Source organism: Frankia sp. R82 (genome assembly GCF_023716925.1).
GTDB lineage: Bacteria > Actinomycetota > Actinomycetes > Frankiales > Frankiaceae > Frankia.
In genome coordinates this window covers 20829-44738 of sequence record NZ_JAMQQG010000017.1, presented here as the reverse complement: position 1 = coordinate 44738, position 23910 = coordinate 20829, and the positions used below count along the sequence as shown (strand labels likewise).

Here is a 23910-nt window from a genome sequence, read left to right as displayed (position 1 = left end):
CCCGCCAGGGCCGTACGGGCCCGGCTGCGGCCGACCGGCGACGGGCCCGCCGGGAGCGGCGGCACGACCGGGCCCACCCAGCCTGGCCGGGCCACCGGGACCACCAGGGCCGACGGGACCACCAGGGCCGACGGGGTATCCCGGCATCGGACCGGCACCGGGGTAACCGGGACCCACGGAGCCCGCGGGACCCACGGAACCTGGACCCGGAACCGGGCCTGACGTGGCCGGTCGCGGCGTGACGGATCCGCCGAGCGCCGCCTCCCGGATCTCGTCGTCCACCCGGACCTTGATCTCGGAGCGGGACAGCCAGCTCGGGCCGAAGGCGCGGGCGCCGGCCCGGCCGAGTTCCAGGGCGAACTCGGCGGCGTCTCCGAAGCGGGCGTTCGGGTCCTTCGACAGCGCCCGCATGATCACCATGGAGATCGGTGGTGGCACGGTGGTCAGCGGCTCGGGCATGACGGTCAGATGGTGGTGGGTGAGCGGCTGCACGGCCATCTGCCGGCCGAACAGCGGCCGGCCGGCGATCATCTCGTAGAGCACCCCGGCGAGGGCGTACAGGTCCGTGGACGGGAACAGCCGGGCGCCCATGATCTGCTCGGGCGCCATGTAGCGGGGCGTGCCGAGAATGGCGCTCGCGGTCGTCTCCGCACCGTCGAAGATCTTGGCGATGCCGAAGTCGGTGACCTTGAGCAGCCCGTCCCCGGCGAACATGATGTTGTCCGGCTTGACGTCGCGGTGCAGGACGCCGTGGCTGTGCGCGGTGGCCAGCGCGGCGGCGGCGGCGATGCCGATCGAGCAGGTCGTCTCCGGCGACAGCGGGCCGGAGCCGATGCGCTGCTTCAGCGTGCCACCCGAGAGCAGCTCCATGACCAGCAGACAGGTGCCCTCGTGCTCGACGTAGTCGTGGATGCGCACGATGTGCGGATGGTCGAGTTCGGCCAGCACCCGCGCCTCGGACAGGAAACGGGCGCGCAGGTCGGGGTCGTCGGAGGTGTCCAGCAGGATCTTGATGGCAACCTTGCGACCGATGAGGCGGTGCTGCCCGGCGAGCACCAGGCCATAGCCACCTCGGCCGAGATCGCCCTCCACCGTGTAACCCGGAAGCGCCGCCTCCACCAGTGATCTGTCAATCAGCAAGGTTCAGATCCATCCGCTAACGAGGTCGGGCACGCCACCGCACCGCCGTTCCTGGCCCGACCGCGCCATCGTCGCCTCCACGGCCCTGGCCTGCAATGACACGTTCGCCGGTTTCACGGCGATCCTACGACCTCGACCTTCCCATTTCCCCGGGCGCCCGGGGACGTCCCACCGCGTCGGATCCGCGACATGGGCATGCTGACGAGTGGCCGACGAGTGTCGGCACCGCCACGCACCGCGCGGCTCGCCACGGTCGAGATGGCCTGCTGGGGTGGGTATGGCGGCACGTGATGAACCTGTGAGGAAGGGTGTTCCACGTCATGGCGACAAGTGAGCCCACCGGCCAGGGTGGCCAACCGGACATCACGGCAAGTACAGAATGGGCAGCCCTTGCGGCACATCACGACGACGTGTCGGATGCGACGCTGCAGGCGCTGTTCGACGCCGACCCCAAGCGTGGGGAGGCGTTCACGGCGGAGGTGGACGGGCTCTATCTCGACTACTCCAAGAACCTGCTGACCGAGCGCACGCTCGAACTGCTGGTCGCGCTCGCGCACCGCGCGGGCCTGGCCGAGCGGATCAGTGCCATGTTCGCCGGCGAGCGCATCAACATCACCGAGAACCGGCCGGTGCTGCACGTGGCACTGCGTGCCCCGCGGGACGCCCGTATCGAGGTCGACGGTGTGAACGTGGTGCCCGAGGTGCACCGGGTGCTCGACCGGATGGGCGAGTTCGCCGACCGGGTCCGCGGCGGGCAGTGGCGCGGCGCGACCGGCGAGCGCATCGCGACCGTGGTCAACATCGGGATCGGCGGTTCGGACCTCGGCCCCGCGATGGCGTTCGGAGCGCTGCGCGATCACGCCGACCGTTCGATCGAATGCCGGTTCGTCAGCAACGTCGACCCGACCGACATCTGGGAGGCGACCGCCGACCTCGACCCGGCGACGACGCTGTTCATCGTCGCCTCGAAGACGTTCACCACTCTGGAGACGATCGCGAATGCCCGGGCCGCCCGTGCCTGGCTCGTCGACAAACTCGGCGAGGACGCGGTTTCCCGCCATTTTGTTGCGGTGTCAACGAATACCGGGAAGGTCGCCGAGTTCGGCATCGACCCGGCGAACATGTTCGAGTTCTGGGACTGGGTGGGCGGACGATACTCGGTCGGTTCGGCGATCGGCCTGTCCTTGATGATCTCGATCGGGCCGGATGGTTTCCGGGCGTTCCTCGACGGGTTCGCCGCGATGGACACCCATTTCCGCACCGCGCCGTTCGAGCGGAACCTGCCGGTGCTGCTCGGTCTGATCGGCCTGTGGTACCGGGACTTCCTCGGCTATGACACGCACGCCGTGCTGCCCTACAGCCAGTACCTCGACCGGTTTGCCGCCTACCTGCAGCAGCTCGACATGGAGAGCAACGGCAAGCAGGTCGACCTGGCCGGCCGGCCCGTGCGTACCCGCACCGGCCCGATCGTCTGGGGCACGCCGGGAACGAACGGCCAGCACGCCTACTACCAGTTGCTGCACCAGGGGACGTCAGTCGTCCCGGCGGACTTCATCGGCTTCGTCGCCCCGGCCCATCCCGGCGTCGGCCCCGCGGACGGCCCGGATCAGCACGCCCTGCTCATGGCCAACTTCCTGGCCCAGACCGAGGCTCTCGCCTTCGGCAAGTCCGCTGCGGCGGTCGCGGCCGAGGGTGTCGCGGACTGGCTGGTGCCGCACCGCACCTTCCCGGGCAACCGGCCGACCAACACCCTGCTCGTTCCGAGCCTGACCCCGTTCACGCTGGGTCAGCTCATCGCGCTGTACGAGCACAAGGTCTTCACCCAGGGCACCGTGTGGGGCATCAACAGCTTCGACCAGTGGGGAGTCGAGCTCGGCAAGGTCCTCGCCGGACGGATCGTGCCGGAGCTGACCTCGTCCACCGAACCGCCCCTCGACCACGACAGCTCGACCAACACCCTCATCCGACGCCTGCGCCAGGCCTGACCCGCACGTCCGGCCTGGCGTGCGGCTCCGGCGCCCACAGCCACTGGCTATGTTACTCTCCGTGAACGGCCGGGGGTATTCGGCTACGGATAGTGATGAGCCACGGGGGGCGGCAGGATGCGGGTTGACGCCGGAGCTCTGAGCATGTCCGTACAACGGTTCGGCGAGAACGTGCGCATCGAGCTCGCCGGCCAGCTGGACACCGCCGGCCGCCTACGGTTCCGCGAGCAGATCGGTGAGCTGCTCGGCCGGGGCGGCGGGACGGTGACCGTGGATGTCGCGGGCCTGAACGCCATCGACATCCCCGGGCTCGCCGCCCTGCTGCGCGCCGATCTGCTCCTGCGCCGCGTCCACTCCGAGCTGCGGATCAGCTCGGCGACTCCCGCCATGCGCGCCCTGCTCCACGACACCGGCCTGGACGGCCGCCTGCATGTCGGCGACCCCGGTCACCACTGACCTCCCCCGTCACCGACCTCCCCATCACCGACCGCACCCGTCGGTCGGCGACCTCAGCCGTCGGCGAGCCAGGCCGTCACCGGCTCGGCCATCGCTGCGCCGGCCAGTGCCGGGCTGGTTCGCCCAGGGGAAGTCACTGTCGGTAGACAGATGCGGAGGGGAGTCGTCGGCGCCGCGTCGAGCCGGAAGGGGCCCGTAAGTGCCGGTCGCGCCGGCCGCTCCTGAAGCCCGGCGGGCGCCCCCACATGCCCACTCATCGCATCCCCGACCGTCACATCCGTACCTGCCACAGCCGCCATCCCGCTCATGGCCGTGGTGACGACCGGCGACGGGACCGGACCGCCGGCTCCCGCACCATCGCCAGGCCGGGACGCGGTGAGGCGCGGGCTGATCAGACGGCGCTCGATTCCGCCCATCATCAGCATGGCCGCCATGCCCACCAGGGGAAATCCGAGTGCGAGCAGCAGAACAGATGCAGTGAGACTCACCGTGGGGACCCCCAGGCCGACGTGCGGATGCGGGATGGCGCCGCCAGCGCCGAGGTAGGCCTTCCCCCCTACGGCAGCGACTCACCTCCGTCGCGGTTTCTCACCCGGACCGGGTTGTCGCTGCCGGCACCAGGCCTGGTGAACGAGCTGTACTGAGCGTGGCGGTCCCCGACCGTGGTCGAATTCACGAGATTTTCGGTTCGGGACAGAGCCACCGGACGGGGGAGGAAAGCGTCACCGTTATGGACGTCCCCGCCGCTGTTCCAGGCGACGGTTCGCTCGTACCCTTCGGAGACCATGTCTGTGCGGCCTGTACCGTTGCCCGCTTACCGCGGCCATCCGCACGTGGCCAATGCGGATCTGCTGGCGCGTATCCGTCTGCTCACCGAGCAGGTGGACTACGCCCTGGCCGAGATCGCGCTGCGGCGTGCGGCCTACTGGCGTGCCTGTGAGGACGCAGCCGACTGGCAGTGGGCCCCCGGCGGCATCGAAGGGCTACGTCACCCCCAGGTCGCCGAGTCCCTCGCTCTGCTGCTCGGCGCGGTCGGACGCCTGCGCCTGTGGGCCCAGGAACTCCACTGGCTCCAGGAACAGGCCCGCCTGCGCGGCCTCCCCGGCCACCCGGGCTACTGATCCGGCCGATCGCACCCGCCGACCGGCGGCACTCGAGCCCGCCAGCTGCGCCTGGCCGGCCGGCGGCATCCGAGCCCGCCGAACACGACGACCTGTGCTCACTGGTTATCCAAAGTGCTGCCATCTACGTTGGGTGACTTTTTGGTCGTCCAAAGGCGGACGCATTCCCAGCTCGGCGAGATCGGTAGGCGGCACCGGTGCAGCGATGGGTCCTTCTGCCGGGATGAAACGGACAAAAATCCGCCTGGAATCCTGTAGAAGGACCACAAAGATCGACACGCCCGGACGGCAAACGAGCGTAACGGACAAACGTCTCGGTGACGTTTTGTAGCCACGAGGGGCTGCGGAGGCCAGCGGCGCGGCAGGGCCAGGCGGTGGGGAGAGCGGGGCGGGAGGGTCAGGCGGTGGGGGGCTGGTCGAGGGTGTCGAACAGGCGCCGGCCCAGGGTCGCGGCGGCCACGTTGCCGCGAGCGAGGTAGCGGCTGATCCCGGTCTCCATGCTGTCGGCGGCGTCGTCCTTGTGTCCGGCGCGGTAGAGCACCTCGGCCCGGGACAGCAACGCGTGCGCCTGGCCGTCGAGGTCGTCCGTACGACCGGCCAGGTCGACGGCGGTGTCGGCGAAGCGCAGGGCCTCGGCGTCCCGACCGCGCAGGGACAGCAGTCGGGCGTGCACCCCGCACCAGCCGGCCTGGGCGGGTAGCTGGTCGGCGGCGGCGGCGTCCCGGCAGCGGGTGACGTACTTGCCGGCCTCGTCGACCCGGCCGAGGCGGACCAGGACGTCGGCGAGCGCCGCGGCCCGGTGCGCGAACATCGCCCGTTCGCCCAACTGGGACAGGGCCCGGCAGCTGCGGCGCAGCTCGCGTTCGGCGAGAGTGAGGTCGTCGGAGAGCAGGGCCACCCGGGCAACGACGAAACCGCCGTGATGCGGGTCGACCCGCGGGCCGCGCAGATCGTGAACGATCTCCTCGGCGGCCTTGAGGTGGATGCGGGCGTCCTCGAGCTCGCCGGCCATCGCGGCGAGCACGGCCAGCTGGGCCAGCAGTGTCCGGCGCAGGGCACGGTCGTCACCGGCGGTGTCGAGGGCCTCGCCGGCCCGGGCCCGGCTCGCGGCGACCGGGCGCGGCCCGAGGCTGGTCAGCAGGGCCAGTTCGCGGCGCAGCGACTGCGCGGCCCGCGGCACCCCGGACTCCTCGGCGTGGCGCACCGCGTTTTCCATCGCCTGTTCGGCGGCGGCGAACTGCCCGGCGGCGAAGTAGGCGCTGGACTGGCCGCGGCAGGCCAGCGCCGCACCGACGTCGTCCCCGGAACGGACGAACATCGCAAGCGACGAGGCTGCTTCCGACAGCGTGGTGGCGACCAGGCCCTCGGGGTCGGTGGCGAACAGGACCCGCAGGTGGGCGAGCCGGGCATGGGCGCGCAGCCCGTCCTCGCCGGCCCGGCGGGCCCGTTCGGTGACCTGGCGCAGGATGCGTTCGGCATCGGAGTGCCGGCTGAAGGAGAACAGCGCCCAACCGATGTCGATCTCCGCGCGCAGCCGCAGCGGGTCGGTTTCGGGCAGCAGGGTGATGGCCCGCTTGAGCAGCTGGGCGGCACCGGTCTCGTCGCCCTGGCGGACCCGGTCGGCGGCCTCGATGAGGCAGGTCGCGGCCGCCCGGCCGAGTTCGATGGTCTCCGGCCCGCGCAGGCCGATCTCCACCCGGAACCGGTAGGCCTGCTCCAGGTGGTATCCGACCAGCTCGTCATGCTCGCCGGGGCCGCCGACCAGCCGGGCCTGCAGCCACTGGGCGAACTGCTGGTGCAGTTCGGCCCGGCGGCGTTTGGATGTCGACTCGTAGGCGCAGTCGCGCAGCAGCACATGCAGGAACCGGAACGCCTCGGCCCCGGGCAGGTCGGAGCGGTCGGGGTGGACGAGTTCCTTGCGGACCAGGCTCAGGCAGTGCGCGCCCACCATCGGCCGTTCGCTCGGGTCGGACAGCTCGATGACGGCGTCCAGATAGAACCGTTCGCCGGCGACCGCGGCCCGTTCCAGCACCCCGCGCTCGGCGGGGTCGAGCCGGTCGAGGCGGGCGGCGAGCAGCGAGGAGATCGTCGGCGGCACGGTGACGTTGCGCAGACTGCCGGTAGCGATCCAGCGGCTGCCCTCCCGGCGCAGCAGCCCGTCGTCGACGAGGGCGGCGACCATCTGCTCGACGAACAGCGGATTGCCCGCCGCCGAGGTGGTGATCCGGTGGACCAGCGCCGGGTCAAGGTCGTCCGAGCCCATCAGGCTGCGGATCAGCCGTTGGCAGCGGGCCTCGGTCAGCGGCGCGAGCAGCATCGAAGTGGCGTTGAACTTGCCGCCGCCCCACTCATGGCGATCTTCGAGCAGCTCCTGGCGGGTCAGGCAGAGCAGCATGATCGGCGCGTCCCGGGACCAGTCGGCGATGTTCTCGATCAGGTCGAGCAGGGTCGGCTCGGCCCAGTGCACGTCGTCGAACCACAACACCAGTGGACGGCGGGCGGCCAGCGCCTGGAAGAAGGAACGGGCCGCCCAGAAGCTCTCCTGCGGGCCGAGTTCGGCGCCGCCGAGGCCGACCAGCGGCGCGAGCGCCTCGACGATCTCGGCGGCCTGGCCGGCGCCGTCGAGCAGCTCGCGCAGTCGGCGCCGGCCGTCCGGTGGGCTTTCGTCCGCGGACAGGCCGGCCGCCTGGCGCACCATCTCCATCAGCGGCCAGTAGGCGATGCCCTCGCCGTAGGACAGGCAGCGCCCGGTGAGCACCGTGGCACGGGGTGAAAGCGACGCGCAGAACTCCCCGACCATCCGGGACTTGCCGATGCCGGCCGAGCCGAACACGGTGAACAGGTGGCAGGTGCGTTCCTCGACCACCGCCTCGAAGGCGTCCTGCAACCGGCGGCGTTCCCGGTTGCGCCCGATGACGGGGGCGGTGAAGCCGAGCACCGGGGCGCGGCTGCCGGGGCCTGCGGTCGGGTCGACCAGGCCGGTCAGCCGGTGCACCCGCAGCGGCTCGCGTTTGCCCTGCACGACCAGCGGGTCGAGGGCGGTGACCGTCACGCTGTGCCGGATGAACCGGTAGGTCGAGTTGCCGATGAGGATCTCGTCGGGTGGGGCGTTGCTTTCCAGCCGGGCCGCGACGTTCACCGCATCGCCGGTGACGCCGCCGCCGGCGACCGTGACCTCCCCGGTGTTGATTCCGATCCGCACGCGTAGCCGCAGCCCCCAGCGCTGCTGCAGATCGGCGTTGAGGGCCTCCATGGCGGCGCGGATGTCCAGCGCCGAACGCACGGCGCGCAGTGCGTCGTCCTCGTGTAGGACGGGAATGCCGAACACGGCGAACACGGCATCCCCGATGAACTTCTCCACCGAGCCGCCGTGGTTGTAGATGACCTCACGGACGGTGGTGAAGAACTGCCACATCACCTGCTGTAGCGGTTCCGAGTCGATCTTCTCGCCCATGTCGGTGGACCGGGCGATGTCGACGAACATGATGGTGACGGTCTTGCGCGTGCCGCTGCCGGTGGTGGGCAGCGGATTGCCGCATTCGGAGCAGAAGCGCGCCCGTTCCGGGTTCTCCTCCGCGCAGGTCGGGCACGGCACCATGTGCGGGATGGTAGGCCGATCCCGGGCCGGCGCGGTGGGCGATGCGTCTCCCCGACGCGTCAGAGGTGATGCGTCCCACATTGCTCCGGGGGTCCTGCTCGGACGTGTTCCTTCGATCATGTGGCGAGGTCCCGTCGTACCGTGAGCAGCGCACCGGCCAGGGCCAGCGCGCCCCAGCCGACCGCGGCGACCAGCGAGGTGCCCTCAAGCTCGGACGTAGGCCAGGCCAGCACCCCGAGCACGGCCGTCACCGGGCCATGGAAACGGATGCCGTCGAGGGCCAGCTCGAACCCCGCACAGCCGATCAGGGCGAACAGGACGGCGCTCGACCCGCGCATGATCGTGCCCAGCCCGACCCCGAGCGCCGCCGCCGCGGTCACGGTCAGCGCAACCACACCGTAGGCGGTCACGAGCTGACCGGGCCGGTCGAGGTGCATGCCGTCCGCCCCGTGGCGGAGCACCCCGATGGTGAGCCAGCCGGCGAACAGCAACGCGCTGAGCGCGACACCGATGGCGCCGACGACCAGCGCCTGGGCGGCGACGACCCGGTGCCGACCGGGAACGACCAAAAACGTCAGATCCGCCGTGCGATAGCGGTATCCCTGCGTGCTGACCACGATGCCCAGCGCCATCGTCACATAGGCCGTGGACAGCCCCGAACGGGCGCGCAGCCCGTTGTAGGCGATCTCCGCGGCCTGGGTCGACCACAGCATCGGCGGCACCTGCAACACGACCGCGGCCAGCAGGACGAGCGGCTGCCAGCGACCGCTGGCGATCCGGAACGCCTCGGTGCGCGCGAGGACCCCGACCCCGACCCTGGATTCGACTTCGACCCGCCCCCGGGCCTGTCGCCCGCCTGCTGCGTTCATCGTCGACTGGTGAGGGAGAAGTAGACCTCGGCCAGATCCGGGGCATGGGTGTGCAGTTCGACGAGGACGATTCCGTGCCGGGCGGCGAGCCGGCCGACCAGCTCGGCCGTGCCGGCGGGCAGGACGAGGGTGCACCCGTCCGGACCGGACCACTGCGGTGTGTACCCCTGCGCGGCGACCAGCTCGGCGAGCCGCGCCACCTCGGGCGCCCGCACCTCCACCCGGCCGGCGTCCGCCGGACCCGCTGGATTCGCCGGACCCGCCGGACCTGCCGTGAGGGCCTGATCCAGCTCGGCAGTGGGCGCGTCCAGCACGACCCGGCCCGCGTTGATGATGACGACGTGGTCGACGGTGCGGGCGACGTCGGCCAGGGCATGGCTGGACAACAGCGCGGTGCGCCCCTGCGCCGCCCAGTCGTGGAGGAAGTCGTGCAGCCAGCGGATGCCGTCGGGGTCGAGGCCGCCGTGCGGTTCGTCGAGCACGAGCAGCGCCGGGTCACCGAGCAGGGCGCAGGCGAGGGCCAGTCGTCCGCGCATGCCGAGCGAGTACCCGCCGGTGCGCCGGTCGGCGGCAGCGGTGAGTCCCACGGTGGCGAGCACCTCGTCCACCCGGTGCCGCCCGACGCGCAGTGGCAGTGCCAGGGCGGTCAGCTGATCGCGGGCGGTGCGCCGCGGGTGAGCGGCCGGGCCAAGTACCGTTCCGACCAGCCGGGCCGGATCCGCATGCTCCCGGTACGGCCGGCCGAACACCTCCGCCTGCCCGGAACTCGGCGTCACCAGGCCCACCAGCGCGCGCAGCGTCGTCGTCTTACCGGACCCGTTCGGACCCAGAAAACCCGTGATGGTTCCCTTGTGCACGGTGAAGCTGATTTCGCGGACCGCATGGTGAGACCCGTATCGCTTGGCCAGGCGTTCGATCCGGACGACGGGGGTGACGGGAACCTCCCGGCGGATGGTCCGAACGGGACATCATCTACGGTAGCCCGTCTTTCGTCGTGGTCGGCATGCGGGCTGGGGGGGCGCTGCTCACGATCGATGTGAGCAGTTCCGCGAGCTGGGCACGTTGCACCCGGTCGAGATGATGAGTGATTCCGGTCACAGTCTCGTTCCGGCAGCGCCGGCCCTCGTCGAGGGTCGTCCGCCCGGTGGGCGTAAGAGCCACCAGGACCGCGCGCCGGTCATGGGGATGCGCCCGGCGCTCGATCAGGCCGGCGGATTCCAGCTCGTCCACCGTGGCGGTCATCGTGCGTGGAGCCACCCGGACGGCGTCGGCGAGATCCCGCAGTCGGCACGGCCCCGTGTCCGCCAGCAGGCCGAGAATCTTGAAGCGGCGCAGGGTGAGACCGACGCCGGCCCGCAGCGCTTCGTCGACGGCGACCCGGACGCGATGGCCGGCGGCGAGCACGAGATCCACGACCTCGTCGCCGGTTTCCGGTGGCGGCATCCGCACAGCCTCCTCGGTTATGGTGGTGATATCGCCATCTTAGGGTATCTATCCTCATCGTGAGGTAGCCTCATCATGAGTTAACCTCACTAAAGCTGGGGCGACGAGGATCTGCCGACACCCAGCCCACCGCGGTACCCAAGCCCCGGAGAAGGAGTTCACGTGGACGCACTCGACTGCCTGTTGACGCGTCGGACCGCGACCCGGCTCGTCGAGCCCGGGCCGACCACCGACCAGCTCACCGCCATCCTGCGCGCCGCCACCACGGCCCCCGACCACAAGATGCTGCGGCCCTGGCGGTTCGTCGTGGTACGTGGGGAGGCCCGCACGGCGCTCGCCGCCGCCATCACCACCGCCGCCAAGGCCGTTGGTGACCTGCCCGAACCGATCGTGCGCAAGGCTGCCGGCAAGGCCACCCGCTCGCCGGTGCTGATCGCCGTCGTTGCCGCCCGGGTCGAGTCCCGCGTGCCCGTCGCCGAGCAGGACGCCTCGGCCGCCGCGGCCGCCCAGAACATCTGCCTGGCCGCCCACGCGCTCGGGGTCGCCTCGGCCTGGAAGTCGATCCCGCTGCTGGACAGTGCCCCCGTACGGGCCGCCTTCGGCCTGCGCGACGGCGAGGAACTCGTCGGGTGGGTCGAACTCGGTACCCAGGCGCCGAACGTGCCGGTCGCCCCACGCGCCGCCGTCCCGCTGGAGGAGGTCGCCCTGGAGATGGCGGCCGACGGCGCACTCAAGCCCGTGGCCGGGTCCGTCGCCGAGCCCGCCGCCTGACGCCCGGTTCGGCGGAAGCCACCCGAGGCGACCGAAACGCTCCCTAAGCTGGATTGCGGGCCCGGGTCAGCCCGTCCCGATCCGGGGTAGGACTCCGCTCCCGACCTGCGACGGGAGGTTCGCCGTGTGCGCTGTGCTGGCACGCGCCCGCCTGGCCGTCATGGCTGTGACGACCGGGCTGCTGTTGGTCGCGCTCGTCGGATGTTCGAACGGGGCCGCCTCGGTGGACGAGGCGACGGCCGCCTCCCGGGCGAGTGCGGGTTCGACCAGGTCACCGGCCACGGGGAGCGCCAGCGCCGAGCCGACTGGCTCGGCGGCCATGGGCGCCGACGGCACGGGCCGGGCCGGCAGTACTCCCAGCCCCGCCCCGGACGGCGCCGGCGGCGTCGCCGGGGCGGGTGGTACGGGCGCGGCCACCGGCGCTGTCGGCGCACCCGGGTCGGCGGCCTCGGCCGCTCCGCGGGCCAGTGCCGCTCCCGGTGCACCTGTCGGTGGCGCGGCGGCACCTTCCGGCGGTGCGGGGGCCACATCCTCGGGCGGCTCGTCGGCCGCCGGCGGTGGGGGGGCATCCGGCTCGGACACACCCGACGGGGTGGGGGCGGGCGGCCCGACCGGGCCCGTGCCGCAGCCCTCGGCGGTGTTCCTCGGAGAGGCCTGCGATCCGCACCGCAACACCGGTTCCGCGGCGGCGATCAACGGCCTTGCGCTCTACTGCACACCGGACGAGTCGTCCACCGTCGGCGGGCGGTGGTCCACCGAACCGCCGAGTTCCGGCCCGAGCCGGCCGCGGCAGGGCAGCACGTGCGCGCGGGCGGATGTTGGTCGGATCGTGCGCGACCAGGCCGGTCGTCCGCTGACCTGCCTGCAGGATCCCAACGGGTCGCTCAGCTGGTCGGACGTTTCCTGACCCGACCCGCCCCATCGGTCTGGCGGGCTCCGCGTCGGGCGCGGCGCGCGACCAGCGCCTCCCCGAGCGACCAGCCACCGGGTGCCACCAGCGCGAGGAACACCAGGGCCCAGGCCCACGGATGGTCGGCGAGGTAGGGCACGGCATCGTCGCGCAGCCAGTCGAACAGCCGGTCGTGCAGGACGGGGATCACCCCGGCCGCGGCGACCACCACCAGCGCACCGGCGGCGACCACCGCCAGCCCACCCGGCAGCCGCCGCCAGCCCGGGACACCGATGACCACCAGCCCGAGCAGGGCTGCCGCCACACCCACCGCCCCCACCGCCGCGGAACCAACCAGCGCACCGACCACACCGAGGACCACCAGCAGCAGCCCCAGCGCGATCACCAGCCGTCGGCGTCGGCGGGTGATGTCGCGGACCAGTTCGTACCCGACCCGGGCCGCGGTGCGGATCAGGAAGGCCACCGGCCACATCGGTCGCGGCAGGAACCGGGCCGCGGCCAGCCATGACGTCACGACCGCGACGATCTGGGCCAGATCGCCGACCAGGATCGGCCCCTGCGCCGCATCGGTGATCCGCTCGTCGGACACCGCGCACGCCTGCAGCACATCCCCTACCGCCGCATCCGGCAGCACCGCCGCATCCGGGGTTGAGCCCGGCGAGCCGACGTCGGTATGGGCAGCGGCCAGGGCCGCATCCACGGTGGCGAGGAAGTCGGCGGTCGGGCGTGGGTCCACCCCGCCCCTGACGTCGTCGCGGATCGCCTCGGCCAGGCCGACGAGTTCACGGGTGGCGATGTCGCGCTGGAATCCGCCGGCCACCCACAGCGCGGTCGCCGCGAGTCCGGACGGAACCGGTGCGGTCAGGTCCGCGAGGACGGCGAGCTCGGCCCGGACCGCCTCGGATGCCGCCGTGCCGGCGACCTCGGCGAGCGCGTCGATCAGCCCGGACAGCCAGGTCGTCGCGTCCACGGCCGGCCGCTCGGTCCCGACCGGCCCCGTCCCGACGGGCGTGTCGCCGTCCGCGGGGACGCGGGGGGAAGGCAGGCCGCCGTCCGCGGCGGGGCCGGGGGGCGGGGTGTGCAGGGCGAGATCGCGCAACAGGATCAGCCGGCGCGGGTCGAGCAGGATGCGGACCAGCCAGCCGGCGCCGTCGAGGCGGCCCCACATCCAGTCGTTCGCCCGCCAGGACGACTTGGCGAACGCGGCGAAGTTACCCAGGCGCAGGCCGGTGAGCTTGTCCTCGGCCCAGCGGCGGTCCGGATCGAGCTCGGTGGGCAGATCGGCGCTGATCTGGACGAGTTCGACGGGCTGGTCGAGCACGGCCCCGCTGGTCTCCTGCTCGACCAGATGCAGGTCGAGCAGCGCGATCACGGCGTCCGGCCGGGTGGTGGGCAGGTAGGCGACGAAGTCCGCGAGCGTGCGGGCGGCCATGGCCCGGCGCTGCCCGACGGTCAGGCCCGCCGGGCGGATCTCGATGCCGGTGGGCGGCTCGTCGGCCGGGGTCCAGCGGGGCACGAGGTCGGCGAGCTCGGCCCGGACCGCCTCGATGACCTCGGCAAGTGCCAGCCAGGCCGCGGACGGCCGCAGCGCCCCACCCGCTCCGGTCGGATCGATGGACAGCCACCGACGGGTCGCCTCCGCGGCGACCTCACCCGCCGTCGCGCCGGGCATCGTCGCCAGGGCCGCTCGCACGGTCGTGAACACCCCTGGGCGAGGCGAGGACGTGTAGAGCCGCGCCGGACCACCGGCGTCACTGGTGGGCGTGGACGGAAGCGATGGGGGCGAGACGGCGTCGGGCGACATACGGGTGGACGAGGTGGCGGTGGTGGGCCGGGCGGTGGACGAGGCGGCAGTGGTGGACGAGGTGGCGGTGTGGATCGCGGTGGCGAGCTCGGCCAGTCGGACCCGTTCGGGCCGGGACGGGCACAGCACGTAGCCCTCGTTGATCATTGACAGCAGGATGCCCTTGACGCCGTCCAATGCCGGCTGGCCGAGTCTGCCCAGCTCACCGAGGGTGTCCGGGCCGGGCAGGCGGTCTGGCAGGGTGGTGAACACCGCGGCGAGGGCTGCGTTGGTCAGGGCGATCCGAGCGGCGGTGTCGGTGCGCACCAGGTCCGCGTCGGGTGGGCGGGGGAGGTCCGCCTGGTCGGCGAGCAGCCGCAGCAACGCCTCGACGACGGGTGTGGCGATCCGATCGGCCACGTTGCGCCGGTAGGCGCCATAGAGATCATCATCGGCCAGCCGGGGTGCGCCCGCCGGAGCGAGCCGCAGCAGGCGTCGGCGGGTGGCCCGGGTGCCGCGTACCGCGTCGTTGTGTGCGCGCAACGCGGTGAGGTCCGCGCCGATCGACTGGTTGAGCGCCGCACCCAGTGCCCCCAGCAGGGTCACGCTGACCGGCGGCGTGGCGTGCGGGGAGTCCCAGGCCGGGATGGTGCGGGTCCCGTCCGGCGCCACATCGGTCGGGCGCGGGGACGGTACGACATAGGTCAGCACCCGACGGACCTGCCGGTGCGCGGGCCGGTCGAAGATCGCGGCCAGGGCCGGCCCGATCGGCCGGTTGACGAGGATGCCGCCATCGGAGGCGTGGAACCCGCGGGCGCTGTTGACATAGCGCCCCATGTCCGGCCGATCCTCGTCCGGATCGCCCTCGCCCAGCTCGCCCTCGCCCAGCTCGCCCCCGCCCAGCTCGGCCCCGTTCGGATGACGGCCCCGGTCCGGATGAGCACCGGGTACAGCGCGTCCGACCGGCACGTAGACGGGCTCGAAGGCGCCGGGAAAGGCGGAACTGGCCCGGGCGGCGAGCGCGAGCCGGGGAACGGCGCCCGGATCGACGAGGTCCGGCGTGCCGAAGACGAACAACCCGCGGTAGTCGACGTCGAAGACCGTGCCACCGAGGGAATCGGTGTGCTCGGCGAGCTCGCCACGCATGATCGTCGTGGTGATGAACAGCGCCGTCGCCGCGTTCTCCGCGCGGGCCGGGCCGGGTCGGCGGCCCGTCGCCGCCACGGCGCGCAGGCCGGTGCGCAGGGCGGGCAGGACGACCTCGTCGCCCCGCAGCAGCGATGGGAACTCGCGGTCGCGTGGGGTGCGCATCAGTGTGTCCAGCGAGCCGAGGGACAGCCACAGCTCGCGCAGCGGCGCCAACCGCGCGCCGTGGGCGCGGGCGAAGCCCAACATCGCCGCGTTGATCCCGCCCGCGGACGCGCCGGCAAGCACGTCCACATCCAGCGTCACGTCGAGGATCGCCTTCAACCGGGCGTACCGGGCGGCCAGTGCCGCATCCACCGGATCCACCGCGCCGGCCTCGCCGCCGCCCGGGCCGCCGGTGGCCAGGTTGATTTCGGTGGCGACGCCGCCCATCCACACGGCAAGGCTCGCGCCGCCGGTCATCACGACGGCCAGGCGCACGTCCTGGGCGGTCCCGGCGCCCTGCGCCGCGCCACCATCACCTGCGTTGGCCGCCGCGGCGGCACGGCTGTGGCCGGTGGCGGGGTCACCCATGGTGGCAAGGGTAGCCGTGGGCGACATGTCGCCCGCCGTGCGGCGGCACCGGCCGCATCCGGTCACCGCCGCACGGGCGAATCATTGCTGTTCGGGTTGCCCAACCCCACTTGTCAGCGGGTTACCCGCGAGTAGCATGGGGATACTGTACTCACGAGTAGCAAAGCCCGGGCCTGGGCCTCTGCGTGCCGCCCGGCGCTCCCGAAAGGAGCCGTCCATGGGCCACTACCGGAGCAACCTGCGTGATCTGGAGTTCAACCTGTTCGAACTGTTCGGCGTCGACCGCGTGCTCGGTTCCGCGCCGTTCGAGGAGATGGACGTCGACACCGCCCGGGCGGCTCTCACCGAGCTCGATGTGCTGGCCCGCGGGCCGGTGGCGGACTCGTTCGCCGACGCCGACCGGCATCCCCCCACGCTCGACCCCGAGACCGGCACGGTCACCCTGCCCGAGTCGTTCAAGCGCTCCTACCAGGCAATGCTTGACGGCGAATGGTGGCGGCTGTTCGTCCCGAACCAGCTCGGTGGGCTCGGAGTGTCGCCGACGATCGCCTGGGCGGGATCCGAGCTGCTGCTCGGCGCGAACCCGGCCGTGTTCATGTACATGGCCGGCCCCACGTTCGCGGCGATCCTGCACGGAATGGGCACCGAGTGGCAGCGTAAGATCGCGAACTTCATGATCGAGCGCCACTGGGGCGCGACCATGGTGCTCACCGAGCCCGACGCGGGTTCGGACGTCGGCGCCGGGCGCACCCGCGCCGTCCCCCAGCCGGATGGCACCTGGCACATCGAGGGCGTCAAGCGTTTCATCACCAGCGGCGACTGGGACATCCCGGAGAACATCATCCACCTCGTACTGGCCCGCCCGGAAGGCCATGGGCCCGGGACCAAGGGCCTGTCGATGTTCGTCGTACCCAAGTTCATGCCGGACCCGGCCACCGGTGACCCCGGCGAGCGCAACGGCGTCTACGTCACGAACCTCGAGAAGAAGATGGGGCTGAAGGTCTCGACGACCACCGAGTTGCGCTTCGGTGAGCGCACCCCGGCGGTGGGCTGGCTCGTCGGCGATGTCCACGAGGGCATCGCGCAGATGTTCCAGATCATCGAGTACGCCCGGATGATGGTCGGCACCAAGGCGATCGCCACCCTGTCCACCGGCTACCTCAATGCCCTGGACTACGCCCGTACCCGCGTGCAGGGCGCCGACCTGCCCCGCTCGACCGACAAGACCGCGCCGCGCGTGACGATCATCCATCACCCGGACGTCCGCCGGATGCTGATGGCGCAGAAGGCCTATGCCGAGGGCATGCGTTCGCTGGTCCTCTACACCGCGACCTTCCAGGACCGGGTTGCCCAGGCGCAGGCCCGCGGCGAGACCGACGAGCTCGCCGTGCGGGTCAACGACCTGCTGCTGCCGATCATCAAGGGCGTCGGCTCCGAGCGTTCCTACGAACTGCTCGCCTCCTCGCTACAGGTGTTCGGCGGTTCCGGCTACCTGCAGGACTACCCGGTCGAGCAGTACCTGCGCGACGCCAAGATCGACACCCTGTACGAGGGGACGACCTCGATCCAGGGCCAGGACCTGTTCTTCCGCAAGATCGTGCGGGATCAGGGTCAGGCGCTGACGGCCGTGCTCGGCGAGATCCAGACCTTCGTCAAGGCGGAGGCCGGCAACGGTGAGCTGCGGCACGAGCGGGAGGCGCTCGGCAGCGCCCTGGACGACGTGCAGGGCATCATCGGCGCGATGGTAGGCCAGCTCACCAGCGCCGCCGAGGACGCTCGGCAGGTCTACAAGGTCGGGCTGAACACCACCCGTCTGCTGCTCGGCGTCGGCGACCTGCTGATCGGCTGGCTGCTGCTGCGCGGTGCGGATGTGGCGTTGCGGGCGCTCGCGAACGGCGCCGCCGACGGCCGCGACGCCGAGTTCTACCGGGGCAAGATCGCTGCTGCCCACTGGTTCGCGGTGACCGTGCTGCCGGAGCTCAAGGTGGCCCGCGCCCTGGCCGAGACCACCGGGCTCGAGCTCATGGACCTGGCCGAGGACGCCTTCTGAGCCGAGGGTCCTCTCCCGGTACCGTCACCGTCTGCTCCAGCTGAATCTCTTCAGCCAGCCAGCCAGCCAGCCAGCCAGCCAGCCAGCCAGCCCAGTCACGGTCAGCCACCGATACCGCTACAGCCACGGACCGCGGGTAGATTTCCGCGGTCCGTGGTCTTTGTGGCGTGCAGTGGTTGTATTGGTGTGCTGGACGGGTACAGCGGGCGGCATGGGAATCCCACTGAGCCTCGTGTTCTTCACCCTCGGCGCCGTACTGACCTTCGCTGTCCGTTCCGACCCGTCCGGCCTTGACCTGGACACCGTCGGGGTCATCCTGATGCTGGTGAGCCTGGTGGGCTTTGCCATCACCTTCTACCAGAACCAGTGGCGCCGCCGGATCGTCGAGGAGTCCGTCGAGGCGGGCACGCCGTCGCCGGTCTCGGTGGACGACACCATCCTGGTCGACCCGACCTCGCCCTACGAGGCGCCGCGTCGCCGGGAGCCCGGCCTCACGCCGGAGGAGGACGACAAGATGAACGCCAAGCGGCACCCCGAGCTGGAGCCGCAGGAGGTCGTCCACGTCGGCTCGCCCGAGGCGAACCCGGCCCAACGGCGTTCGTAGCCTTGCCGGACGAACACGGCCACCCGGCCGCCGTCGTCCGCACCGTCCCCATGTCGCCCGGTTCGACTCCCACCCGCCGCAACCGTCCACCCGCCCACCGATCAGGTCCTGGATCGGATGGCTGCCGGTGGTGGGCCGGACGGGACGAGTCGGCCGGGCGGCCCTGTGGGCGCCCGGCCGGTGAGAGCTGTCGTCAGGAGGTGCGCAGGGGCGGAAAAGCCTGGTCGAGCTCGTTGCGCATGTCCCGCTTCAACAGGTCGTCGGACTCCGAGGAGGACTGCCCCTCAAGAAGGAACCGGGCCACTCGAAGAGTGAGATCAACCCGCTCGGCCAGGTTCAGCGTGCCGGTGAACCGGCCGCTGGAGTTGGCGGAGGTCAGCACCTTGGCGACGAACTCGTCCGCGGCCTGAAGTGCCTCCACTCGCGTCATGGTTCCACCTCTTTGTGCCGGAATCCGGTCAGAGGCGCAACCGTACCAGGCATCCCCGGACGCACAGTTGTGTGCCCCTCTCGTGTGCTTTGTGGTGACCTGGTGGCTCCGATGACCTGGCACACCAAAGACGACCCGATCACGACCATGCGAGGGCGATCGTCGGGTCGGTCAGCATGGCCCCGATGTCGGCGAGCACCGCGGCGCCAAGGCGCCCGTCCACGATCCGATGATCGAAGGACAGCGCAAGCTGCACCACCGTACGCGCGGTGACCTGACCCTCATGTACCCAGGGCGCCGGGCGGATCGAGCCGAGCGCCAGGATCGCCGCCTCCGGCGGGTTCAGGATCGGTGTGCCGATGTCGACACCGAGCGCTCCCACGTTGGTGATGGTGATCGTCGCGCCGCGCAGCCGGGTCGGCTCCAGCCGGTCGGCCCGGGCGTCGTTGGTCAACGTGGCCAGCGCCTGTGCGAGACCGGCCAGGTCAAGCCGGTCGGCAGCCGGAATGTGCGGCACCACGAGGCCCCGTGGCCCGGCCACGGCGATGCCCAGGTTCACCTGCTCGGACACCTGGATCTCCGGCCGCCCGTCGCCGGCGTCCGCCACCCACCGCGAATTGATCATCGGATGTCGGCGGACGGCGACCAGCAGGGCGCGGGCGACGAACAGCAACGGCGTGATGCGGATGCCAGTGAACTCCGGCAGGGCCGCGATCCGTTCCCGTGCCGCCATCGTCTCGGTGGCGTCCGCGCTCAGGAACTCGGTGACGTGCGGTGCTGCCGCAACGCTTGCGACCATCGCCTGCGCCATCGCGCGGCGCACTCCGACCACCGGCACCCGCCACCCGCCGGCACCCCCAGCGGCGCCGCCGACGGACCCGTCGCCGGCCTGGTAGACCGCGTCGGGGGGAATCGCCCCCGCCACGGCGCTCGTCCTGCCCGGCCCCAGCCCCGTTTCTGGTCTGACCGTCGGCGTCCCCGGCACCGGTCCGCCCACCGATCCGTCGCCGCCCGGAACCGGACCTGCCGGGTCTGCCGGGCCGGTCGGACCGGGTGCCGCCGACGGCCAGGTGAGTGGGTTCGCGACCGGAATCGCGCGAGCCGCGACCCGCACCGCCGCCTCGATGTCGCTGCGCCGGATCGTCCCGTGGGGTCCCGTTCCAACCAGGGTGGTGAGATCGACACCGAGATCACGAGCCAGCTTGCGCACGGGCGGCTTGGCCAGCACCGCCCCGGCCGACCGTCCGTCCGCGGCCGGTCGGCCGTTCCCGGTCGGCCGGCCGTTTCCGGTCGGCTCCGGCTGCCCGTCCAGGGCCGTCGGTCCTGGCTCGGGGGCAGCAGGTGCGCAGGTGTGGGCGGGGTGACCCTGGTCGGGCGTGACGATCCGACGCCGAGGACTGCGGCGACGCTGCTGGTGTGTACGCGGTCCGTAACCGACCAGCACCGGGGTGCGTTCGTCATCGTCCGTGCCCGCAGTGGTACCGCTGCCGGATGGGCCGCCCGTGCTGTGACCGATCCCGTCGCCGCCCGCACCGTCCGCGCCGGCTCTGCCGGTTCCGTTCGGGTTCCCGGTCCCGCCAGCTCCGCCGTCCGTGCTGTCGTCGTCGGCGGTGCGAACGGTCAGCAAAGGAGCGCCGACGGGGAGGGTGACGCCTTCCTCGGCGTGCCGCTCCACCAGCACGCCGGCAAACGGGCTCGGGATCTCGACGACCGCCTTGGCGGTCTCCACCTCCACGAGCGGCTGGTTCACCGTGACGGCATCGCCGGCCTGCACGAGCCAGCGGACGATGTCCGCGTCGGTGAGCCCCTCACCGAGATCGGGAAGCCGGAACTGTCGCTGTGCCACGGAAAACCCCAGTTCAGAAAGCGAAGGAGCGGTCGACGGCGTCGAGAATGCGATCGACGTCCGGCAGGTAGTGGTCCTCCAGTCGGGCCGGCGGGTAGGGGGTGTCAAAACCGGTCACCCGCAGCACCGGCGCCTCCAGCGAGTAGAACGCCTCCTCGGTGACCCTGGCGGCGACCTCGGCGGAGACCGACACGTTCGACGGCGCCTCGTGCACCACCACCAGCCGTCCGGTGCGCCGCACCGAGTCGAGGACCGGACCGAGGTCGAGCGGCGACAGCGAGCGCAGGTCGATGACCTCCAGCGACCGATCGTCATCTGTGGCGCTCACGTCGGCCGCGTCCAGACAGGTCCGGACGGTCGGACCGTAGCCGACCAGCGTGGCGTCGGACCCGGCGCGCACGACGACGCTGCGGTGCAGCCCGTCCGCCCCGCCCGCCGTGTCCGCCGTGTCCGAGGCCAGGTCGGCCAGGGGACGCTGGTCCACCACGGCCTTCTCCCAGTAGCGCCGCTTGGGCTCCAGGAAGATCACCGGATCGTCGGAGTGGATCGCCTGCTGGATCATGTGATGCGCGTCGTGCGGGTTCGAGCAGGCGACGACCTTCAGCCCGGCGGTATGGCAGAAATATGCCTCCGGTGACTCACTGTGATGCTCGACCGCGCCGATGCCCCCGCCGAACGGAATCCGGATCGTCACCGGCAGCCGGATCCGGCCCGCCGAGCGGTAGTGCAGCTTCGCCAGCTGGCTGACGATCTGGTCGAACGCCGGGTAGACGAAGCCGTCGAACTGGATCTCACAGACCGGCCGGTAGCCGCGCATGGCCAGGCCGATCGCGGTGCCGATGATCGCCGACTCGGCCAGCGGCGTGTCGATCACCCGGGCCTCGCCGAACTCCCGCTGCAGACCATCGGTGACCCGGAAGACCCCGCCGAGCGTGCCGACGTCCTCACCCATCACGATGACCTTGGGATCGGCCGCCATGGCCGCGTGCAGGCCGAGGTTGAGCGCCTTGGCCAGCGTGATCGGCGTCGGCGGACCCGACTCTCCCGGGACGGCCCCGGACGACGCGGGGCTCGCACCCGTCGCGGCCCTGCCCCCCGTGTGCACCTCGCCGCTGCCCGCCGGCTGCCCGGTAACCACGCCACCCCTGGCCGCTGCTCCGGTCGCCACGCCTCCCGTCACCACGCTGCCCTGCTCCCGTGCCACTCGCCCGCCACGACTGTTCCCTCCCTGTCTCCGACATCCCTGCCATCCGCGCCGGTGCTGCTGCCGCCGGTGCTGCCGCTGCCGCCGCCAGTGCTGCCGTTGCCGGCGGTGCTGTCATCCGCGAGGCCGTCGATGTCGTCCGGTGCGTCGCCGCGGGCCGCGATGAAGGCCGCGCGCTGCGCCGTCACCAGAGCATTGTCGGTGACCTGCACATGGTCGAACAGCACCATCGGATCCGGGTCGGGTAATGCTTGACACCGCACGCGCAGGTCCTGGGCCAGCGTGTCGGACTCGAGGGCGAGGCGCCGCTCCAGGTGGTCGTCGAGGTGGCCGGCGGCGCGCAGGTGGGTGCGCAGCCGGTCCAGCGGGTCGAGCTGGCGCCACCGTTCGAGCTGCTCCGCCGTCTGGTAGCGGGACGGGTCGTCGGCAGTGGTGTGCGCGCCCATCCGGTAGGTGAGCGCCTCGATCAGTACCGGTCCGCGCCCGGCCCGTGCCGTCGCCAGGGCCCACCGGGTGACGGCGAGGCAGGCCAGCACGTCGTTGCCGTCCACGCGGACACTCGGGAAGCCGAACCCGGTCGCCCGATGGAAGATCTCGGTGCGACTCTGCCGCCGGGCCGGTTCGGAGATCGCCCACTGGTTGTTCTGGCAGAAGAACACCAGCGGCGTGCCGAACACGCTCGCCCATCCGAACGCCTCGTTGACGTCGCCCTCGCTGGACGCGCCGTCCCCGAAGTAGACGATCGCCGCACCCTCGCTGTGATCGCGGGCCATCCCCATCGCGTAACCGGCAGCGTGCAGCGTCTGTGCGCCGACGACGATCGAGTACAGGGCGAACCCGTGCTCGTCGGGATCCCAGCCGCCAAGGCTCGTCCCCCGAAAGATCGCCAGGATCGCGGCCGGGTCCACCCCGCGGCACCAGGCCACGCCGTGCTCGCGGTAGGACGGAAAGGCCATGTCCTGGGCGCCGAGCGCCCGTCCGGAGCCGACCTGCGCCGCCTCCTGCCCACGCAGGCTCGCCCACAACCCCAGCTCTCCCTGCCGCTGCAGGCTGGTCGCCTCCTCGTCGAACCGGCGCACCAGCACCATGTCCCGGTAGAGCCCGACCAGATCGGACGCGGTGAGGTCGGCGACGAACGCCGGCAGGTCCAGATCGACCGCGTTCGGCTCACCCACCACCGGAGGAGGACCCGGCACCGAATCCCGCCTCGAAGCCCGGCCGCCGTCCTGCTCCCGGCCCAGCTTCTGTGCCGCTGGAGTCTCGGTCGCTGGAGTCTCGGTCGCTGGAGGGGCGGTCGCTGGAGGGGCGGCCGCGGGGAGGCCGGTCAGGTAGGTGTCCGCCGCGGGCGACATCGCCTCGGATGCGGCAGTGATCCGTCGACCACCCGGGGTGAGTAGCTGCATGAGCTCCGTCACACTCAGCAACGATAGACCTTGCCCGGTCCCTGGCAACCCGATCGGCCCGTCCCGCCGGACCCGCGTGTCCCGCTCGACGCGTCCCACCGCCAGCCGAACGCGACCACCGGACGGGCGGCCTGTCGTCCAGCCTCCGCACCGGCCTCCACCCCGGGCCCCATCCGGCCGAGGAGTCCAAGGTTGTGACAATCCGTCTCTCAATCATTACCCAATGTCTCGCTGTGTACGCCAGGTAACCGGCGCGCCCCGTCCTGGCCCGGGCGCCATGCTGCTCTGCAGCCGGAGCGTGGCAGCGCAAGATCGCTTGGGTCCCTCTATCGGGACGAAATGGACAAAACTACGCTCCGAACCCTGTAGAAGGACCACAAAGATCGACACGCCGACGGGAGGGGTGGCGGAGCCCAAAGATCGCGATCTGACGCTTCGTAGTTGTGGTGTGGGTCGGATCCATAGGGAGATACGGCGGGACGGATGACGGCGACGGCGGCGGGGCCCGGACCGTCCGGAGGCCGAGCCATCCCGCGTGTCCGGATATCGGCTGCGCCAGGGGAGAACCTGCTGTGCGG

The 23910-nt window shown here is 71.6% G+C and carries 19 protein-coding genes; 8 read left to right on the top strand and 11 right to left on the bottom strand.

The features are described 5' to 3' along the window. Nucleotides 1-1140, bottom strand: a 1140-nt coding sequence (locus ND747_RS05075; RefSeq protein WP_251732197.1) for a serine/threonine-protein kinase, incomplete at its 3' end; no start/stop codon positions are given. Between the two features lie 320 nt (nucleotides 1141-1460). Between ND747_RS05075 and pgi the strand changes: the two genes are divergently transcribed. Further along, nucleotides 1461-3125, top strand: a complete 1665-nt coding sequence (gene pgi, locus ND747_RS05070; protein ID WP_251732196.1) for a glucose-6-phosphate isomerase — start codon at nucleotides 1461-1463, stop codon at nucleotides 3123-3125. A gap of 117 nt (nucleotides 3126-3242) precedes the next feature. Next, entirely contained in the window at nucleotides 3243-3581 is a 339-nt protein-coding gene (locus ND747_RS05065) for an STAS domain-containing protein (protein WP_251732194.1), read from the top strand. 53 nt (nucleotides 3582-3634) lie between these two features. Here ND747_RS05065 and ND747_RS05060 read toward each other — a convergent pair whose 3' ends face one another. After that, on the bottom strand, nucleotides 3635-4069 hold the full coding sequence (locus ND747_RS05060) for a hypothetical protein (protein ID WP_251732192.1): 435 nt from the start codon (nucleotides 4067-4069) through the stop codon (nucleotides 3635-3637). Nucleotides 4070-4096: 27 nt separating this feature from the next. On the opposite strand from ND747_RS05060, the gene ND747_RS29200 reads away from it, so the two are divergent. Further along, nucleotides 4097-4225, top strand: a complete 129-nt coding sequence (locus ND747_RS29200; RefSeq protein WP_285900019.1) for a hypothetical protein — start codon at nucleotides 4097-4099, stop codon at nucleotides 4223-4225. A 189-nt stretch (nucleotides 4226-4414) separates the two neighbouring features. After that, nucleotides 4415-4702 (top strand): hypothetical protein, encoded by a 288-nt coding sequence (locus tag ND747_RS05055; protein ID WP_251732191.1) that lies wholly within the window; start codon nucleotides 4415-4417, stop codon nucleotides 4700-4702. 397 nt (nucleotides 4703-5099) lie between these two features. Here ND747_RS05055 and ND747_RS05050 read toward each other — a convergent pair whose 3' ends face one another. The 4 genes from ND747_RS05050 to ND747_RS05035 form a co-directional block, all read right to left on the bottom strand. Beyond that, complete coding sequence (locus ND747_RS05050) at nucleotides 5100-8300, bottom strand: AAA family ATPase (RefSeq protein ID WP_251732189.1); 3201 nt, start codon at nucleotides 8298-8300, stop codon at nucleotides 5100-5102. Nucleotides 8301-8416: 116 nt separating this feature from the next. Next, nucleotides 8417-9169, bottom strand: coding sequence for an ABC transporter permease (locus ND747_RS05045; protein WP_251732187.1), 753 nt, complete (start codon nucleotides 9167-9169; stop codon nucleotides 8417-8419). After that, nucleotides 9166-10026: an ATP-binding cassette domain-containing protein gene (locus tag ND747_RS05040; RefSeq protein WP_251732185.1), complete on the bottom strand. Its 861-nt coding sequence runs from the start codon at nucleotides 10024-10026 to the stop codon at nucleotides 9166-9168. The genes ND747_RS05045 and ND747_RS05040 overlap by 4 nt, the downstream gene beginning before the upstream one ends. Before the next feature lie 115 nt (nucleotides 10027-10141). Beyond that, nucleotides 10142-10612, bottom strand: a complete 471-nt coding sequence (locus tag ND747_RS05035; RefSeq protein ID WP_251732183.1) for a MarR family winged helix-turn-helix transcriptional regulator — start codon at nucleotides 10610-10612, stop codon at nucleotides 10142-10144. A 162-nt stretch (nucleotides 10613-10774) separates the two neighbouring features. Between ND747_RS05035 and ND747_RS05030 the strand changes: the two genes are divergently transcribed. Both ND747_RS05030 and ND747_RS05025 read left to right on the top strand, forming a co-directional pair. After that, nucleotides 10775-11383, top strand: coding sequence for a nitroreductase (locus ND747_RS05030; protein ID WP_251732181.1), 609 nt, complete (start codon nucleotides 10775-10777; stop codon nucleotides 11381-11383). 124 nt (nucleotides 11384-11507) lie between these two features. Next, on the top strand, nucleotides 11508-12290 hold the full coding sequence (locus ND747_RS05025) for a hypothetical protein (protein ID WP_251732180.1): 783 nt from the start codon (nucleotides 11508-11510) through the stop codon (nucleotides 12288-12290). On the opposite strand, the gene ND747_RS05020 is transcribed toward ND747_RS05025, so the two are convergent. After that, nucleotides 12268-15822 carry a patatin-like protein gene (locus tag ND747_RS05020; protein ID WP_251732178.1) on the bottom strand — a complete coding sequence of 1185 codons (3555 nt, stop codon included), beginning with the start codon at nucleotides 15820-15822 and terminating at the stop codon, nucleotides 12268-12270. The genes ND747_RS05025 and ND747_RS05020 overlap by 23 nt on opposite strands. Before the next feature lie 190 nt (nucleotides 15823-16012). Here ND747_RS05020 and ND747_RS05015 point away from each other — a divergent pair, with 190 nt between their 5' ends. Continuing rightward, complete coding sequence (locus ND747_RS05015) at nucleotides 16013-17845, top strand: acyl-CoA dehydrogenase (RefSeq protein ID WP_251732176.1); 1833 nt, start codon at nucleotides 16013-16015, stop codon at nucleotides 17843-17845. A 211-nt stretch (nucleotides 17846-18056) separates the two neighbouring features. Continuing rightward, nucleotides 18057-18449 (top strand): hypothetical protein, encoded by a 393-nt coding sequence (locus ND747_RS05010; protein ID WP_251732174.1) that lies wholly within the window; start codon nucleotides 18057-18059, stop codon nucleotides 18447-18449. Nucleotides 18450-18642: 193 nt separating this feature from the next. Here the strand turns inward: ND747_RS05010 and ND747_RS05005 are convergent, their stop codons facing one another. The 4 genes from ND747_RS05005 to ND747_RS04990 form a co-directional block, all read right to left on the bottom strand. Beyond that, complete coding sequence (locus tag ND747_RS05005) at nucleotides 18643-18879, bottom strand: hypothetical protein (protein ID WP_101836413.1); 237 nt, start codon at nucleotides 18877-18879, stop codon at nucleotides 18643-18645. Between the two features lie 139 nt (nucleotides 18880-19018). Continuing rightward, on the bottom strand, nucleotides 19019-20725 hold the full coding sequence (locus ND747_RS05000) for a dihydrolipoamide acetyltransferase family protein (protein ID WP_251732172.1): 1707 nt from the start codon (nucleotides 20723-20725) through the stop codon (nucleotides 19019-19021). A 13-nt stretch (nucleotides 20726-20738) separates the two neighbouring features. Then, nucleotides 20739-21908 (bottom strand): alpha-ketoacid dehydrogenase subunit beta, encoded by a 1170-nt coding sequence (locus ND747_RS04995; RefSeq protein WP_374216146.1) that lies wholly within the window; start codon nucleotides 21906-21908, stop codon nucleotides 20739-20741. Further along, nucleotides 21902-23353: a thiamine pyrophosphate-dependent dehydrogenase E1 component subunit alpha gene (locus tag ND747_RS04990; RefSeq protein WP_374216145.1), complete on the bottom strand. Its 1452-nt coding sequence runs from the start codon at nucleotides 23351-23353 to the stop codon at nucleotides 21902-21904. The genes ND747_RS04995 and ND747_RS04990 overlap by 7 nt, the downstream gene beginning before the upstream one ends. Between the last annotated feature and the right edge of the window lie 557 nt (nucleotides 23354-23910).

Coding starts and splice junctions, on each gene's coding strand:
- pgi (WP_251732196.1), top strand. CDS start 1,461: ATGGCGACAAGTGAGCCCACCGGCCAGGGTGGCCAACCGGACATCACG.
- ND747_RS05065 (WP_251732194.1), top strand. CDS start 3,243: ATGCGGGTTGACGCCGGAGCTCTGAGCATGTCCGTACAACGGTTCGGC.
- ND747_RS29200 (WP_285900019.1), top strand. CDS start 4,097: ATGCGGGATGGCGCCGCCAGCGCCGAGGTAGGCCTTCCCCCCTACGGC.
- ND747_RS05050 (WP_251732189.1), bottom strand. CDS start 8,300: ATGGTGCCGTGCCCGACCTGCGCGGAGGAGAACCCGGAACGGGCGCGC.
- ND747_RS05045 (WP_251732187.1), bottom strand. CDS start 9,169: ATGAACGCAGCAGGCGGGCGACAGGCCCGGGGGCGGGTCGAAGTCGAA.
- ND747_RS05035 (WP_251732183.1), bottom strand. CDS start 10,612: ATGCCGCCACCGGAAACCGGCGACGAGGTCGTGGATCTCGTGCTCGCC.
- ND747_RS05020 (WP_251732178.1), bottom strand. CDS start 15,822: ATGTCGCCCACGGCTACCCTTGCCACCATGGGTGACCCCGCCACCGGC.
- ND747_RS05015 (WP_251732176.1), top strand. CDS start 16,013: ATGGGCCACTACCGGAGCAACCTGCGTGATCTGGAGTTCAACCTGTTC.
- ND747_RS05010 (WP_251732174.1), top strand. CDS start 18,057: ATGGGAATCCCACTGAGCCTCGTGTTCTTCACCCTCGGCGCCGTACTG.
- ND747_RS05005 (WP_101836413.1), bottom strand. CDS start 18,879: ATGACGCGAGTGGAGGCACTTCAGGCCGCGGACGAGTTCGTCGCCAAG.